Here is a 14,780-nt window from a genome sequence, read left to right as displayed (position 1 = left end):
CCTCCGGTCCTCCTGGGCCTCGCCCCACCGAGCTCCCGCGGCCGGCTGTCCCCGGCCACGGGTTGACGCGGGATTCCCCGACTCAGGACTCCCTGCGACCTTCCAAGTAGGTCGTGTGCGTCTGCTGACGGCGGGCCTCCGTTTCACGGAGGTCCGCCGTCATGCGTTCCGCTTCCTCCCGCAGCAGCGTCAGCTGCCGCTCCAGGTGGCGCTCGGGCGATTCGCCGCCCGCCGTGAGCCGGGTCCACCAGCGCGTCCGGTTGTAGGTGTCCACGCACTCCGGCACGTCCGTGCGGATGGCCCGGGTCAGCGCGTGCACCGCCTCCGGATCGGCGGCCAGGACCCCCGCCACCCAGCCCGGCTCCAGCATCGCCGCGTACAGCGCCAGCAGCCCGGCCAGCACCCCGGCCGGCTCGGCCGGCAGGTCCACCTCGCCGACGTACTCCTCGAGCCGCGCGAAGTCCTCCCGTACGAAGCCCAGTTGCTCGGCCGGCTCCGGCGGTACCGGCGGCGCCGGCACTTCCGGCGGGGCGACGAGCGCGCCCGCCCCGTACAGCCCGGCGACCACCACCGGCCAGTACGTGCCGGCCACCCCGGTGAGCGTCAGACCCACCCCGACGAGGCCGCAGGCGCTGCCGGCCAGGTTCTTCTTCGACTCCACGTAGGTGAGGAGACGCGTGCGCAGAGGCCTACTGGTAGCCACGGATCTCCTCGAAGGCTCCGTCCAGCGAACCGTTGCCCTCGGTGGCGTCGAAGAGCCGCCCGCCGGTCAGTTCGGTGATGTGGGCGAGCTCCTTGCGGTCCGAGTCGCCGAACAGCACCGCGAAGACCGGGGTGTGCTTCTGCCCCTCGGGCAGCCCCGCGTAGAAGGCGTCGAACTGCTTGGCCCCGGCGCCCGCGGTGTTCTCGCCGTCCGTCATCAGCACGATCGAGGTGAACGCGTCCGCGTTCCCCTTGCCGAGCTGCTGGTACGCCGCCTGCAGGCTGCTGTAGATGGCCGTACCGCCGTCCGGCCGCAGTGCCTCCACGTCTCCCCGGATCGCGTCCAGCGCCGCTCCGGGGTTGCCCGGTTCGACCGTGTGCGTCAGAACCTTCTTCACCTTGTCGCCGAAGGGCAGCAGCGTGACCTCCTCACGGTCCCGGAACCGCTCACCGGTCCCCGAACTCCCCGTCCCCGTCAGGTCGGTGAGCGCCGACTTCAGCCGGCCGATCCGGTCCTCCTCGGCCATCGACCCCGAGGTGTCCAGCACGTACACCGTGCGCGAGGGGCGGCGCAGCTCGTTCTCGTAGCTGGCCAGCAGCCCGTCCGCCACCGAGCGGGTGCCCGGGAAGGGGAGCTCGCGCCGCTTGTCCGGGTCCAGCCCGGCCGCCGGGGTGACCCCGGCCGCGACGGGCCGCCGGAAGGTCTTCTCGGTGATCGCCTTCTGCGCCTCGGCGCCGCTCAGGTACTCGGTCAGCGCGCGCCCCGACTCGCGGGCCCCGGCCGGGGCCGAGGTCAGCAGGGTCAGCGGATAGTGGGCCGTGACCACGCCGTCGACCGGCCGGATCACCGTCAGGTTCGTCTTCGCGTCCCGGTTCATGGACAGCAGCACCGACTCGTAGTTCACCAGCGCGTCCACGTCCCCGCGCTGGGTGTACGCCGCGGCCAGCCAGCCCGAGGATCCCGAGGTCAGCTTCTGCCCGGCGAAGAAGCCCTTCAGCATCGGCTGCGCCTTCGCCACGTCCGCGTCGGTCAGCGCCGCCTGTGCGCCCGAGAGCCCGGAGGCCACCGAAATCAGCGCGGAAAAGCCGGAGTTGGAGCGCACCGGGTCGGTCATCCCGTACGTCAGCTTCCCGGCGGCCACGGCCTCGTGGACCGCCGACCAGGTCACCGACCCGGGCTGCCAGCCCAGCCGGGCCAGCGCCTCGGGCTTCACGCCGAGGGCGACCGGCGAGGACATCACCGGGGTCTCGCTCGACAGCTTGTCCGCGGCCTCGGGCCGCAGCCGCAGGTAGTCGTTGGAGGACAGCCAGATGGCGTCGTACCTGCCGTCCGCCTTGCCGGAGGCGATCTGCTCGACCGCGTCGAGGGTCCCCGACGTGGTCAGCTCCACGCCGACCCCGGTGGCGGCCTTCGCCGCCTTCAGCACCTCGTCCATGTCGGACAGCTCGCTGGAGGCCAGGACGCGCAGCGTGCCCTCCTGGTACGCGGTCTGCTTCGGCTTCGGGTGGTCGTCGTCCGTCGCGCACGCGCTCGCCCCGAGCAGGGTGGCGGCGAGCGCCACCGCCGCGGCGAGCCGTCGGCGCATCACGGCGCCGCGGATGCTCATGCCGTTCATCGGGCGTCGCCGCCTTCCAGGGCGCTCGCGGTGCGGGTGCGCGCGAGGTATGCGGAGGCGTTCTGGAGTTCGCCGGTGAGGGACTCCACGGTGGCGGCCATGTTCTCGGTGGCCTGCACCTTGAAGGTGTCGATGGTGTCGAGCGTCTTGTAGATCTGGGCGAAGGCCGTCCGCAGCGTCTCCGCGCCGACGGCCGGATCGGCGGCGATCCGCTGGATCTCCCCGCTCTGCGTGGACAGCATCTCCGCGTTGCCGCGGATCAGGCCCTCGGTGGTGTCGCGCAGGGTGTCGATCTGCTTGATGACCTCGCCCTGGGTGTTCAGGGCCTGCGCCAGCATCACGGCGATCCGCAGCGCGGACACCGTGGTGGTCGCGGCCCGGTCGACGCCCTTGATCAGCTCTTCGTTGTTGCGCCGGACCACGTCCATCGCCAGGTAGCCCTGCGCGCAGACGGCCAGCTGGGTCAGCAGGTCCTGGTGCTTCTGCCGTACGGGGAACAGCACGTCCACGCGCAGCGCGTCGGCCTGTTGCGGGTCGCTCTGGCCGGCGATCCGCTGTTCGACGGCCGCGTCCAGGGCCTCGGTGAGCACCGCGTACTCCTGGAGCTTGCCCATGGTCTCCCACAGGCGGGCCCGCTCGGTGTGCAGGGCGGCGTTGTCGCGGCGCAGCTCGTCCTGGCCGCCGCGCAGCGCGCCGACGATCCGGTTGAGGGTGGTCTGCGAGGAGGCGTACTTGGCCACGTGGTCGCGGAACTTGTTGCCGCCGGGCAGCTTGGAGAGCAGCTTGCGCACTCCCTTGGCGGAGCCGCCCGAGCTGCCGCTGGGGTCCAAATCCTCGACGGTGCGGCGCAGTTCGACCAGCGAGCCGGCGACGCGGGCCTGGGCGTCGCCGCCGCCGTCCGTGTCGAGGGAGCGTACGGCCCGCTCCAGCATGCGGTTGGACTGCTGGGCGGCGCCGCGGATGTCGGCGGAGCCGAGCCCGGAGATCTCCCCGATGCGGGTGGCGAACTCGGGGGAGCGGCTGTCGATGCCGGCCAGCGAGCCGACGTACTCGCCGGCCCGTCGGGCCATCTCCTCGCGCACCCCGTCCTGGAGCGGTACCAGGCCGGAGGCCTGCTCCCGCTTGACGGGGGCCACGGGCTCGGGGGCGGTGAGGACGAGCGGGCTGTCTGCGCCGCCGTCGGGCGGTGTCAATGTCATGGTGTTCTGATCCCCCTATCCCTTGGCGCGCGCGGCCAGCGCCATCAGGACCTTGACGGTCGGTGCGCTGACCTGGCGGATGCCGGTCAGCTCCGACTTGAGGTACGCGGTGTGCGGTGCGGCGGCGGTGTTGAACTCGGCCACGCCCTCCGTCGGCCGGAACCCGTGGCGGACCACGAGCGAGCGCAGCTTCGGGTCGGTGGCCAGCAGGGTGCCGAGTTCCGTGGCCTTCTCGCTGATCGGTACGAAGGTGTGCGGGGAGTTCACGGTGGTGTCGGGGTACAGGACCACCATGTCGCCCGGATCCTGCTTCTGCTGGAGCAGGCTGGCCACTTGGGCCTCGTAGGCGAGGATGAGCGGTTCGCCGCTGCCGCTGATGAAGGCGCGGAAGGGGCCGTCGGTGCTCTGTTCCAGGGCGCCCTGGACGGAGATCAGCTTCTTCATCAGGGGCGCGGTCCGCTCGATGCCGGCGTCGTCGGAGACGACGGTCGAGCCGTTGGCGACGTTCGAGGCGGTGGCGAGGAAGAGCGCGCCCGAGTTGGAGGTGGTGGGGTCGGTGGTCTTGATGAACACCGTGCCGCCCAGCTCCGGGTAGGCGCTGGTCCCGCCCTGGAGTTCCTGCCAGGTCTTGGCCTCGCCGGCGGCCTTGAGGAAGGGGCCGAGGAGGAGGGTGCCGGAGTTCTTGCCGGACATCTTCGCCAGGCCGTGGTCGCGGAGCACCTTGGCCGCGTTGGAGCGGGCGATGACGACGAGCGGGGAGAAGAAGGGCTTGGTGTTCTGCGAGCCCTTCACCCCCGCCTTCTGCTCGATCTCCGCGCTGGGTTCACTGCTGCTGGGGAAGGCGAAATCGAAGTCCTTCAGGGCGAGTTGGTTCATCGCCCAGGAGCCCGAGGTCTCGGTCTTCACGGTGTAGCCCTTGTCAGCAAGGGCCTTGACGACGTCGGGGTCGCGGAAGAACTCGGACTTCTCCGAACCGATGACGCCACGCACGGTCTTCGTTGCCGTGCCCTCCGGCTTCTTTCCTCCGATGGCGATGACGGCGATCACGCCGCCCACCAGGAGGACCGCCAGGGCGATTCCTAGGATGCGTCTCACGGGTGCAGAGTGCTCGCGGAAACCCACATTCCGCGATGGGTTGAGTGAACGCCGGGTGACGAGGCGGTCCCACTTCGAAATGCTGTGTGGGCCCGTGAGTGCTGGTGACCGGGGCGGGCGCCCGGGAGGATCGTGCCATGGGCGTGAGCGCGTTGAAGTGGCAGGGCTGGCTGGTCGCCCTGGTGTTCGTGGCGGGACTGCTGGTCTTCGCCCCGCTGGGGCTGTACGTGTGGGCGGGCAGTGCTCCCGCCGCGCGGCCGGCGGGGGCCGCGCGGGAGGACGTACGGATCACCGGCTGCCGGATCGACCCGTCGAGTCGGCGCGTGGTGGCCTCGGTCGAGGCGGTCAACGGCTTCCCGGCGCAAGGGGCTTACGTGGTCACGGTGGAGTTCCGTGAGCCACCCCCGGCCGCCCGGGGCCCGCAGGTGCTGGTGAAGGTCCCGGGTGTCGGCCCGGCCGCGACGGAGCGAGCCGAGGCGGTGGGCCCGGTCTGGCCCCCGGCCACGATCCCCTGGTGCGGCATCGCCGCGGCGGAGTTCGCCCCGGACCCTGTCTCCGCCCGTTCCGTGGGGCTCCGCCCCGGCTCCCGCGCGTCGAACGCCGGTGAGGCCGGATTCTCCAGCCCGCCCGGAGCGCGCTTCGGCCCGTCCGGCGGTTGAGGACCGGCTCCGGGCGGAGCCCGGGGAACGGTGGAAGGGCGGGTGGGGGACAAGCCCCGCAGGGTGTGGCGCCCGGTCCGGAGCCTCCGCGGCCCCGGACCGGGGCCGTCAGTGGGCGCCGACGAGGTCGAGCGCGGCGGCGTGCGCGTCCATGCGCTCGGCGGCGAGGATCGCGACCGTGGTGTCGGCGCGCGAGGCGGCGACGAGCAGGGCGCGGGCGGCGAGGTCGTGGGCACGCTGGTGCAGCGCGGCGGCGGCCCCGGCGTCGGGCTCCTGGCCGGGGCGCAGGGTCGCGCGGGCGGGCTCGGCCCCGCGCAGGCGGGTGACCTGGGCGGCGAGGACGGCGGCGGCCTCGTCGAGGCCGAGCTCGTCGGTCACGGCGAGCAGCGCGGCGAGATGCCCGGCGAGCTGGATGTCCAGGGCTTCGGCGCGGCTGCTGCGGGGGTACTCGCCGCGGTGGACGCCTATGCGGGGGTCGACCGCCTTGGTGCGAATCGGCTCGTACATGGGTGCCTCCTGCGTGGTCAGGAGACCATCCTACATTGGATTGGTTCTAAAGTTGAGCTGAATCTTGGTCTTGCGTGTCGGCTTGAATGCGCCTTGTCGTCCCCGGGAGTAACGTTCAACCTTCTACTTTCGGTGCACGTATGTGCGGAAGTGCGTGCAGGTTGACGGTATTGATATTCGGGGTGGGCGCAATGGCTGTGGCCGGGGATGTGTCGGGCGTGTCGAGGGTGTCGGACATATCGGGTGTAGAGGCTGTGGTGCGGAGCGATGCGGCGCTCCTGGAGGACGACCTGGCGGCCTTCCTGGCCTCCTTGCTCACCCCGGCCGCGCCGCGATCGGTCTACGCGGCGGCGCTGGGGCGTTCCCTGTACGCGCCGGTCGCCGACGCCGTCGGCTCGAAGGTGGGCCAGGCGGCCCTGGCCCCGGCCGCGGGAGCGCCCGCGGACCGGGCCCCGTTGCGGCCCTCGATGGTGTTCTGGGCCTACCGCAACTACCGGGGCTTCCCCGACGCGGCAGGCGATGAGGCTTCCGCCGCGGACCTGGCCGCGGTCCGCCGCGCGGCGGTGGCGGTGCGCGTGCTGCTGAAGGCCGCGGTCGCCCTCGACGACATCCAGGACGGGAGCGGCGTCCGCTACGGCGAGGCCGCCCTCCACGTCACCCACGGTGTCCCGCTCGCCCTCAACACCGGCTCCCTGCTGATCACCGCGGCGCTGGAGCACGCGGCCGAGCCCGCCGTGGTGCGGAGCCTGCTGCGGTCGGTCGGCCGGGGCTTCACGGGCCAGGCCGTCGACGTCTCCACGCGGACCGAGCTCACGCGCGCGGAACTGCTGGCCGCGCCCCTCGCCGAGCGGGTGGCCTTCTGGGAGTCGGTGGCCGCGCTCAAGACGGGCACGCTGTTCCGGATGCCGCTGGACGCGGCCGTGGCGGCCCTGGGCGTCGTGGAGGACGAGCGGCGGGTCCTGGACGGGGCGATGCGCGACCTCGGACTGGCCAGCCAGCTGTTCAACGACCTGACCGACTTCGTACCCGAGTACGGCGGCCGGGGCACCCACGAGGACTACGGCCAGCTGAGCAACCGCGTCTTCCTCGAACTGCTCGACACCGCTCCCGCCGGCGGGCCGGGGCCGGAGCAGCTCGTGGGGGCGCGGCTGAAGGAGTTCGTGCTCGGACACCCGGACCTGCGGCCCACGCTCCTGCGCCTCGCGTCCCAGGCGGTGGAGCTGAAGCGCTCGGCGATGGAGGCGGTGCGCGGTGTGTGCCGTTCCGAGCGGAGCGCGCGCTACTTCGACGTGACGATCGAACGCAAGGGCCACCTCATCGACCGGCTGCACGCGACGCTCGTGAAGGGTGAAGGCGCATGAACCCCACGGACAGCCGCACGGTGGTCGAGCGCATCCGGGCGAGCACCCGCGGCCGGCACGCGGAGCTGGAGGGCACGCCCTTCTCCGCCGCGATGCTCGCCGGGACGCTCCCGCTCGACCGGTACGTCGACCAGCTCGCCGCCTACCGGACGGTCCTGGACGCCCTGGAGGGCGAACTGTCCCGCGCCGGCGCGCCGTGCGTGACCTCGGTGTGGTCGGCGGACCTGGTCAAGATCCCCTGCATAGACCGCGACCTGATGCACTTCGCCGAGGACGGGGTGTTCCCCGGGTCCCGCGCCGGAGCGCCGGCGGTCGCCTTCGCGCGGGAGGTCCGCGCCGCAGCGGCCTCGGACCCCCTGGCCCTGCTCGGGTTCCTCTACGTACTGGAGGGCTCCACGATGGGCGGCATGATCCTGCGCCGGTACGTCGCCGAGGCGTACGGGCTGCGGGACACGGACGGCGTGGCGTACTACGCCAGTGGCGACCGCGAGCGCTGGGCCCGCTTCACGGCGCGCCTGGACGAGGCGCTGCCCGGGCGGGCGGAGCAGGACGGCGTGGTCACCGCGGCCGGCCGGGCCTACCACCACATCGCCGCGATCTCCGCGGCCCTGTCCACCGGCCTCGGCGCGGCCGCCGCGCAGAACGCCGCGTAGAACGGCGCGGCCCCCGCGCGCGGCCCGTGGGTACGGGGTCGCGTGCGGGGGCCGTCGAGCCGGGTCCGTCCTACGGCTGGCTGTACCCGTCGAGGAAGTTGCCGATCCGGGTGACCGCGTCGGCGAGGTCCTTCGCGTTGGGCAGGGTCACGATCCGGAAGTGGTCGGGCTCGGGCCAGTTGAAGCCCGTACCGTGCACGACCATGATCTTTTCCTCGCGCAGCAGGTCGAGGACCATCTGCCGGTCGTCCTTGATCTTGTAGACGGACGGGTCCAGCTTCGGGAACAGGTAGAGCGCGCCCTTGGGCTTCACGCAGGTGATGCCGGGGATCTGCGTCAGCAGGTCGTACGCGGTGTCGCGCTGCTCCAGGATCCGCCCGCCGGGCAGTACCAGGTCGTTGATCGACTGCCGTCCGCCGAGGGCGGTGGCGATGGCGTGCTGGGAGGGCATGTTGGCGCAGAGCCGCATGTTCGCCAGGATCGTCAGGCCCTCGATGTACGACGAGGCGTGCTTCTTGGGCCCGCACACCGCCATCCAGCCCGACCGGTAGCCGGCGACGCGGTAGTTCTTGGAGAGCCCGTTGAAGGTGAGCGTCAGCAGGTCCGGTGCGATGGCGGCGGTGTTCGTGTGCGTGGCGCCGTCGTAGAGGATCCGGTCGTAGATCTCGTCCGAGCAGACGATCAGGTTGTGCCGGCGGGCGATGTCGGTGAGCCCGCGCAGCATCTCGTCGTCGTAGACGGCGCCGGTCGGGTTGTTCGGGTTGATGATCACGATCGCGCGGGTGCGGTCGGTGACCTTGCGCTCGATGTCGGCGAGGTCCGGCATCCAGTCGGACTGCTCGTCGCAGCGGTAGTGCACGGCGGTGCCGCCGGCCAGGCTGACGGAGGCGGTCCACAGCGGGTAGTCCGGCGCGGGGACGAGCACCTCGTCGCCGTCGTCGAGCAGCGCCTGCATGGACATCTGGATCAGCTCGGAGACCCCGTTGCCGATGTAGACGTCCTCGACGTCCAGCTCGATGCCCTTGGTCTGGTAGTGCTGCATGACCGCACGGCGCGCCGAGAGCAGGCCCTTCGCGTCCCCGTAGCCGTGGGCGTTGCCCAGGTTGCGGAGCATGTCCTCAAGGATCTCCGGCGGGCACTCGAAGCCGAAGGCCGCGGGGTTGCCGGTGTTGAGCTTGAGGATGCGATGACCTGCTGCTTCGAGCCGCATCGCCTCTTCGAGCACGGGGCCGCGGATCTCGTAGCAGACATTGGCGAGTTTCGTTGACTGGATCACCTGCATGACGGGAGCTTACGGGTCCGGGTGCGGGCGCGCTCCGCTATTCGACCCGGAGTGGAGGGGTGCATCGCGGACCGATATGTCCCCTTTCGCGCAAAGCTTCGGTACGGGCGCCGCGAGCCCTTGGAAACCGGGGCCGCCGCCCCGCTCCGGCCTGCGGAATGGGTGGGCCCGGCGGAGGGGGCCGGAATGGTGTTGCGCTCGTCACCCTGTCGGCCCGAAGGTGTCGGCGGCGCGCGGCGGTGATCAAGGGGAGCGGGACATGCGGGAGATGGGCGATGCGAGGGCGGGCGGCGCGGGCGGACCGGGCGGACCGGGGGCGCGGGCGGTGCCCGGGCCGAAGGCGGACCTCCCCTCGGTGCTGCGCTTCGCGACGGAGCTGTGCGCCTGGGTGGCGGCTCCGTGGGCCCTGGCCGGCTGGTCGGTGACGGCGGCGGTGGCGAGCGTGGTGCTGCTGATCGGGCTGCCCACGGTGTTCTCGACCCCGGGGGACAAGGCCCAGGTGATCGTCGCGGTACCGGGCGGGGTGACGATCGCGCTGGTGCTGCTCCAGCTCGTGGTGGCCGTGGCGGCGTCCTGGGCGGCCTGGCCCGCGTGGGCGGCGGCTCCGGTGACGGCCCTGGCGGTGGCCTGCCTGATCGCGGAACGCCCCCGCTGGCGCGGGCTGCTGGCAGCGGAGCGGGCCTGAGCGGCGCGGGCCCGAGGGGCGCGGGGGCGGTCGAAGCGAAAGCGGGGACGGTCGTACGCGAAAAGGGGCGGGGCGCCACTGGTCGGTCAGTGGTGCCCCGCCCCTGCCTTCGGGGTGGAACTCAGGTGGTGCCGGCAGCCGGGTCGGTCGGGTCCGTCGGGGACATCGTGGTTGCCCCGGAGCGGATCCGTCGCACCCGGCCCTGGGCGTCCAGGTGCTGGAGGTCCCGGTGGATGGTCATCCGGCTGACGCCCAGATCCCGTACGAGATCACCGACCCGTACGCGGCCCTTGGCCCGTACCTCGCCCGCGATCAGCTCGCGCCGCTCCTCGCAAGGCAGTCCCCGTCCGGGGGTGCGCTGCGCCGAGGGCACGATTACTTCGCCTCGGCCTTGAGGATCTCGGCGAGCTCCTCGTCGGACTCGCGGCCCGGGGTCGGCAGGTTCCACTTGGTGATCGCGAAGCGGAAGATGAAGTAGTACAGCGCCGCGAAGCAGAGTCCGATGCCGGCCAGACCCCACGGGTTGGACGCGATGCCGAGGTTGAGGAAGAAGTCGATCGCGCCGGCCGAGAAGCCGAAGCCGTCCTTCATTCCGAGTGACCAGGTCAGCGCCATGGACACACCGGTCAGGACCGCGTGGATCGCGTAGAGCACCGGGGCGATGAACATGAAGGTGAACTCGATCGGCTCGGTGATGCCCGTGACGAAGGCGGTGAGCGCGAGGGAGAACATCATGCCGCCGACGACCTTGCGGCGCTCGGGGCGCGCGCAGTGGGTGATGGCGAGGCAGGCGGCCGGGAGGGCGAACATCATGATCGGGAAGAAGCCGGTCATGAACTGTCCGGCGCTCGGGTCGCCGGCGAGGAAGCGGGCGATGTCACCGTGCTTGCCGTCGAACTCGCCCGCCTGGAACCACGGGAAGGAGTTCAGCAGGTGGTGCATGCCGACCGGGATCAGTGCACGGTTGGCGACACCGAAGATGCCCGCACCGACGGCGCCGGAGTTGACCAGCCACTCGCCGAAGCCGTGGATGCCCTTGCCGAGGACCGGCCAGATCAGACCGAAGACGATGCCGATGACCAGACCCGCGAGGGAGGACAGGATCGGGACGAGGCGGCGGCCACCGAAGAAGCCCGCCCAGTCCGGCAGCTTGGTCCGGTAGAACTTCTGGTACAGCAGGGCGACGACGATGCCCATGACGACACCGCCGAGGACGCCGGCGTTGACGGGTGCCTCGACCAGGGCGACCTTGTGGTCGATGACGGCCTCGATCTTCGGCACGTTGCCGTCGGTGAAGGTGCCGAGCACCTTCGAGAAGACCAGGTAGCCCGCGACGGCCGCGAGGCCGGTGGAGCCGTCGGCCTTCTTCGCGTAGCCCACCGCGATGCCCACGGCGAAGAGCAGCGCCAGGTTGTCGAAGATGGCCCCGCCGCCGGCGGCCATGTACTTGGCTATCTCGTTGCACCAGCTGGGCAGCGACTCGCTGCCCAGCATGTCGCCCTGGCCGAAGCGCATCAGCAGGGCGGCGGCCGGCAGCACGGCGATCGGCAGCATGAGGCTGCGGCCGAGGCGCTGCATGACCGCCATCGCGGCGGAGTTCTTCTTGGCAGACGGGGCCGTCTGCTCGGCTGTACTCACGGTGCTTCCTCCAGCGGAAACGGGGTGTGTTGCCAAGGCAGGCAGCGCTTGTGTGGGCTGGGCAACAGCTAAGGAAAATGCGCTATTTGCAGCGCGATGTTCCAGTTGTAACACGGTTAAAACGGCATAAACCTGTGACCGGAAGGACTGTGGACCTACGACCCGGAGGCTGAGGTCGGAAGCCCCCCGAGGCTCGTGCCTTCCGGCGATGTCAGAGGGTCCGGGTACCTTGCGGGCAGGGGAGTGGAAAGGGGGTCGGCATGCACGAGCCGACGATCGTCCGGGGGGACGCGAGCAGTCCGCAGGCCGGGGGGCCGAAGATCATCGCCCACGTCTGCAACGACCTCGGGGGCTGGGGGAAGGGCTTCGTCCTCGCGCTCTCGAAGCGCTGGAGCGAGCCGGAGGCGGCGTACCGGGCCTGGCACCGGGGCCGCAGCGGGAACGACTTCGCGCTCGGCGCGGTGCAGTTGGTCCAGGTCCGCCCGGACACCTGGGTCGCGAACATGATCGGCCAGCGCGGCCTGCGCACCGGCAGCGGCGGCCCGCCGATCCGCTACGAGGCGGTCGAGCGATGCCTCGCCCACCTGGCGGTCCACGCCGCCGAACTGGGCGCCTCCGTCCACATGCCCCGCATCGGCTGCGGCCTCGCGGGCGGCAAGTGGTCACGCGTGGAGCCGCTGATCCGCGAGGGCCTGTCCGCGAAGGGGATACCGGTCACGGTCTACGACTTCGGCTAGGCCTGGTCCATACCGGGGGGTCGTGGGCGTGGGGCGGCGGCGAGGGGCGCGAAGGGTGCCACGCTCGTCGTCCATGGATGTGAGCACCTTCTACGCCCTCTTCTCCGCCACCTGCTTCACCCTGGTGGGCCTGTGGTGGAACGTCGTCCAGAGCCACCACGACTGGATGCGCGACCCGGCCCAGCGGCGCGTCGTCGGCGGGATCTACCTGTCCTTCCTGCTCCCCGCCCTGATGGGCCTGTTCGCCCAGGTCGGCGGCACGGAGCAGCCGCAGGTGTGGCGCGCGGCCTTCGTCGTCCTCGCGGTGATCGGCTGCGCGTCCACCCTGCGGCTGCTGGCCCGGGCGCGCGGTGACCGCTTCCTGACCTGGCAGCAGGCCGCCGCCACCCTGCTCTACGTCCTGATCGCCGTCGTCGGTGCCTTCCCCGAACTCGCCGACCCGGCAGGGCTGCGCCCCATCCAGGCCGAGGCGCTGATGCTGATCGGCCTGATCGTGCTGGGCCACGCCCTGGTCTGGCGGTTCATGGCCGGAGAGGGCCGGGCCGCCGAGGAGCAGTAGGGCGGGGAGGAGGCCCGGGGCCCGCCGTGCATCCTCGGGGGCCGTGAGGCCGGAAGTGGGGGTGGGGAGGACACCCCACACCGATGCGGAGGCCTTCATGAGCGGCTCGGACGAGGACAAGCCCGTGATCGTGGTCGGAGCCGGGCTCGCCGGTCTGACGTGCGCGCTTGACCTGGTCCGGTCGGGGCGGCGCGTCAGGGTCCTGGAGGCGAGCGACGCGGTGGGCGGCAGGATGCGCACCGATCGCCGCGACGGATTCCTCCTGGACCGCGGGTTCCAGGTCTTCAACACCTCGTATCCGCAGGTCAGGCGGCGCATCGCGGTGCGTCCCCTGCGGCTGCGCCCCTTCACGCCGGGCTTCTTGATCCACACCGGAAGCGGTCGGATCCGGCTGGCCGATCCCACACGGCGGCCCGCCGACGCCGCCGGTCTCCTGACCGGTGGGCACGGCCCGGGCGCCCGCGCGCTGGCGGCCCTGGGCGCCTTGAGCGCGTTCGACGCGGTGGCGCCCGCCGCGGTCCTCAAACGCCTGCCCGAGCGCACGACGCGCGCGGAGCTGGCCCGCAGGCACGTTCCCGACTCCCTGGTCGAGGGCCTGCTGCGGCCGTTCCTGGCCGGCGTCTTCCTGGAGGACGGGCTGGAAACCTCCAGCCGCATGTTCCACCTGACCTGGCGCAGCATGCTCAGGGGCACCCTCACCCTGCCGGCCGACGGCATCGGTGCCGTGCCCCGGCAGCTGGCCGAGGGGCTGCCGCCGGGGTGCGTGGCACTGGGCACGCCGGTGTCCTCCGTCACCGCGTCGGGCGTCGTCCTCGCCGACGGATCCGCGCTCGACGCGGCCGCCGTGGTCGTCGCCACGGCTCCGTCGGCGGCGAGCGCGCTGATCCCCGTGCTCCCCGCGGTGGCGACCCGTACGGTCACCACGTACCACCACGCGGCCGCCCGCTCGCCCCTCGGCGAGCCCACGCTGCTGCTGGACCAGCGGCGGCGCTTCCTCAACACGTGCGTGCTGACGGACGTCGCCCCCACCTACGGAGACGGCGGGCGGGCCCTGGTGTCCACCTCCGTGCTCGGCGCCGACGCGCCGGGTCGCGAGGCCGGGCTCCGCGAGGTCCTCGCGGAGGTCTACGCCGTCGGCACCGAGGCCTGGGAAACGGTGGGGACGACCACCGTCACCGACGCGCTGCCCGCGATGGTTCCCCCCTGGCCGCTCAGCCGCACCGGCCGGACCGCCGCGGGCGTCTACGTCTGCGGGGACCACCGGGCCACCGGCTCCGTCCAGGGCGCCATGGCGTCCGGGACGCGCACGGCGCGCGAGGTGCTGGCGGATCTGGGGACGGCCTAAGCCGATGGGTGGTCGAGCGGATCCGTCGCGCCCGCGCCGGTTCCGGGGTCGAAGCCCTTGGCGATCAGCCATCCGGCCAGTGACAGTTCCCAGGCGAAGACCGGGAGGGCGGCCGCCGCTCCCGCCGGGGAGAGCTGGTCGTAGGCGCCGAACATCACGGCCACGGCCGAGGCGCAGATCAGCGGGCCGCCGATCAGGCCGAGCACGGCGATGAATCGGGGCACGAGCCGGGCGCGGTAGGCCACGTACGCGAGCAGGACGGTGTTCAGGCCGAGGGCGATGTTGGGGCCGAGCAGGAACGTCCACTCGTGCAGGGCCACCAGCGCGGCATCGGCGCCGTCCGCCGCCCCCGCGTCCCGCCGCAGGGTGACCAGTGCCAGGACGGCGACGATCCCGCCGGCGATGACGGCCGCCTCCAGGAGCCGCCCGAAGGCGTAACCGAGCGCGAGTCCCTCGCCGCGGCGGCGCAGGACGGGGAACAGCGCCGCCCCGGTGCCGGCCACCGCCACCACCAGCACCACCTCGCAGAGCGCCCCGAGCAGGGCCCGCGTATCGGCGCCCTCCGCGAGGCGGCCGTCCGCCGCGCCCAGCAGGGGCCGGTACAGCGCCGCCCCGGCTATCGCGGCCACCTCGGTCAACAGGAACAGCGACCCGGCGGCCACCGCGGTTCTCCGGTCGGGACTCATGTTCGCGGTACCCCTCGCTTGATGGAGGTGTACGCCGTACACCTTGCTGCGACCAT

The 14,780-nt window shown here is 72.0% G+C and carries 16 protein-coding genes; 7 read left to right on the top strand and 9 right to left on the bottom strand.

Features of this window, described 5'->3' with window-relative positions:
* Nucleotides 1-82: 82 nt before the first annotated feature.
* From ACFYYB_RS15960 to ACFYYB_RS15945, 4 genes are read right to left on the bottom strand one after another with little or no spacing between them, the layout of a single operon-like run.
* Entirely contained in the window at nucleotides 83-703 is a 621-nt protein-coding gene (locus tag ACFYYB_RS15960; RefSeq protein ID WP_389435821.1) for a hypothetical protein, read from the bottom strand.
* A complete protein-coding gene (locus tag ACFYYB_RS15955; protein WP_389435820.1) occupies nucleotides 690-2,318 on the bottom strand; it encodes a substrate-binding domain-containing protein in 1,629 nt (542 codons plus the stop codon). The genes ACFYYB_RS15960 and ACFYYB_RS15955 overlap by 14 nt, the downstream gene beginning before the upstream one ends.
* On the bottom strand, nucleotides 2,315-3,517 hold the full coding sequence (locus tag ACFYYB_RS15950) for a toxic anion resistance protein (protein ID WP_389435819.1): 1,203 nt from the start codon (nucleotides 3,515-3,517) through the stop codon (nucleotides 2,315-2,317). Before ACFYYB_RS15950 ends, ACFYYB_RS15955 begins: the two co-directional genes overlap by 4 nt.
* A 15-nt stretch (nucleotides 3,518-3,532) precedes the next feature.
* Complete coding sequence (locus tag ACFYYB_RS15945; RefSeq protein ID WP_389435818.1) at nucleotides 3,533-4,612, bottom strand: hypothetical protein; 1,080 nt, start codon at nucleotides 4,610-4,612, stop codon at nucleotides 3,533-3,535.
* A gap of 143 nt (nucleotides 4,613-4,755) precedes the next feature.
* On the opposite strand from ACFYYB_RS15945, the gene ACFYYB_RS15940 reads away from it, so the two are divergent.
* Nucleotides 4,756-5,271, top strand: coding sequence for a hypothetical protein (locus ACFYYB_RS15940; RefSeq protein WP_389435817.1), 516 nt, complete (start codon nucleotides 4,756-4,758; stop codon nucleotides 5,269-5,271).
* Between the two features lie 108 nt (nucleotides 5,272-5,379).
* On the opposite strand, the gene ACFYYB_RS15935 is transcribed toward ACFYYB_RS15940, so the two are convergent.
* Nucleotides 5,380-5,778, bottom strand: a complete 399-nt coding sequence (locus ACFYYB_RS15935) for a hypothetical protein (RefSeq protein WP_389435816.1) — start codon at nucleotides 5,776-5,778, stop codon at nucleotides 5,380-5,382.
* Between the two features lie 254 nt (nucleotides 5,779-6,032).
* On the opposite strand from ACFYYB_RS15935, the gene ACFYYB_RS15930 reads away from it, so the two are divergent.
* A complete protein-coding gene (locus ACFYYB_RS15930) occupies nucleotides 6,033-7,139 on the top strand; it encodes a polyprenyl synthetase family protein (RefSeq protein ID WP_389435815.1) in 1,107 nt (368 codons plus the stop codon).
* On the top strand, nucleotides 7,136-7,792 hold the full coding sequence (locus ACFYYB_RS15925) for a biliverdin-producing heme oxygenase (protein WP_389435814.1): 657 nt from the start codon (nucleotides 7,136-7,138) through the stop codon (nucleotides 7,790-7,792). Before ACFYYB_RS15930 ends, ACFYYB_RS15925 begins: the two co-directional genes overlap by 4 nt.
* A gap of 70 nt (nucleotides 7,793-7,862) precedes the next feature.
* Here ACFYYB_RS15925 and ACFYYB_RS15920 read toward each other — a convergent pair whose 3' ends face one another.
* Nucleotides 7,863-9,074 carry a pyridoxal phosphate-dependent aminotransferase gene (locus tag ACFYYB_RS15920; RefSeq protein WP_266880808.1) on the bottom strand — a complete coding sequence of 404 codons (1,212 nt, stop codon included), beginning with the start codon at nucleotides 9,072-9,074 and terminating at the stop codon, nucleotides 7,863-7,865.
* A gap of 259 nt (nucleotides 9,075-9,333) precedes the next feature.
* Here ACFYYB_RS15920 and ACFYYB_RS15915 point away from each other — a divergent pair, with 259 nt between their 5' ends.
* Nucleotides 9,334-9,759 carry a hypothetical protein gene (locus ACFYYB_RS15915; RefSeq protein WP_389435813.1) on the top strand — a complete coding sequence of 142 codons (426 nt, stop codon included), beginning with the start codon at nucleotides 9,334-9,336 and terminating at the stop codon, nucleotides 9,757-9,759.
* A gap of 121 nt (nucleotides 9,760-9,880) precedes the next feature.
* Here ACFYYB_RS15915 and ACFYYB_RS15910 read toward each other — a convergent pair whose 3' ends face one another.
* Nucleotides 9,881-10,132 carry a DeoR family transcriptional regulator gene (locus tag ACFYYB_RS15910; RefSeq protein WP_389435812.1) on the bottom strand — a complete coding sequence of 84 codons (252 nt, stop codon included), beginning with the start codon at nucleotides 10,130-10,132 and terminating at the stop codon, nucleotides 9,881-9,883.
* A 2-nt stretch (nucleotides 10,133-10,134) separates the two neighbouring features.
* Nucleotides 10,135-11,346: a PTS transporter subunit EIIC gene (locus tag ACFYYB_RS15905; protein ID WP_389436216.1), complete on the bottom strand. Its 1,212-nt coding sequence runs from the start codon at nucleotides 11,344-11,346 to the stop codon at nucleotides 10,135-10,137.
* Between the two features lie 311 nt (nucleotides 11,347-11,657).
* On the opposite strand from ACFYYB_RS15905, the gene ACFYYB_RS15900 reads away from it, so the two are divergent.
* From ACFYYB_RS15900 to ACFYYB_RS15890, 3 genes are all read left to right on the top strand, one after another.
* Complete coding sequence (locus ACFYYB_RS15900) at nucleotides 11,658-12,134, top strand: macro domain-containing protein (RefSeq protein ID WP_389435811.1); 477 nt, start codon at nucleotides 11,658-11,660, stop codon at nucleotides 12,132-12,134.
* A 73-nt stretch (nucleotides 12,135-12,207) separates the two neighbouring features.
* The gene (locus ACFYYB_RS15895) at nucleotides 12,208-12,693 is read left to right on the top strand and encodes a hypothetical protein (RefSeq protein ID WP_389435810.1); all 486 of its coding nucleotides are present in this window, start codon (nucleotides 12,208-12,210) and stop codon (nucleotides 12,691-12,693) included.
* A 97-nt stretch (nucleotides 12,694-12,790) separates the two neighbouring features.
* The gene (locus ACFYYB_RS15890) at nucleotides 12,791-14,038 is read left to right on the top strand and encodes an NAD(P)/FAD-dependent oxidoreductase (protein ID WP_389435809.1); all 1,248 of its coding nucleotides are present in this window, start codon (nucleotides 12,791-12,793) and stop codon (nucleotides 14,036-14,038) included.
* On the opposite strand, the gene ACFYYB_RS15885 is transcribed toward ACFYYB_RS15890, so the two are convergent.
* Entirely contained in the window at nucleotides 14,035-14,724 is a 690-nt protein-coding gene (locus ACFYYB_RS15885) for a DUF4386 domain-containing protein (RefSeq protein ID WP_389435808.1), read from the bottom strand. The genes ACFYYB_RS15890 and ACFYYB_RS15885 overlap by 4 nt on opposite strands.
* Nucleotides 14,725-14,780: the final 56 nt, after the last annotated feature.

Origin of the sequence: Streptomyces sp. NPDC002886, assembly GCF_042888445.1 — a bacterium.
Taxonomy (GTDB): Bacteria; Actinomycetota; Actinomycetes; order Streptomycetales; family Streptomycetaceae; genus Streptomyces.
The sequence above is the reverse complement of the archived record's forward strand: the minus strand, read 5'-3'. Positions and strand labels throughout refer to the sequence as shown.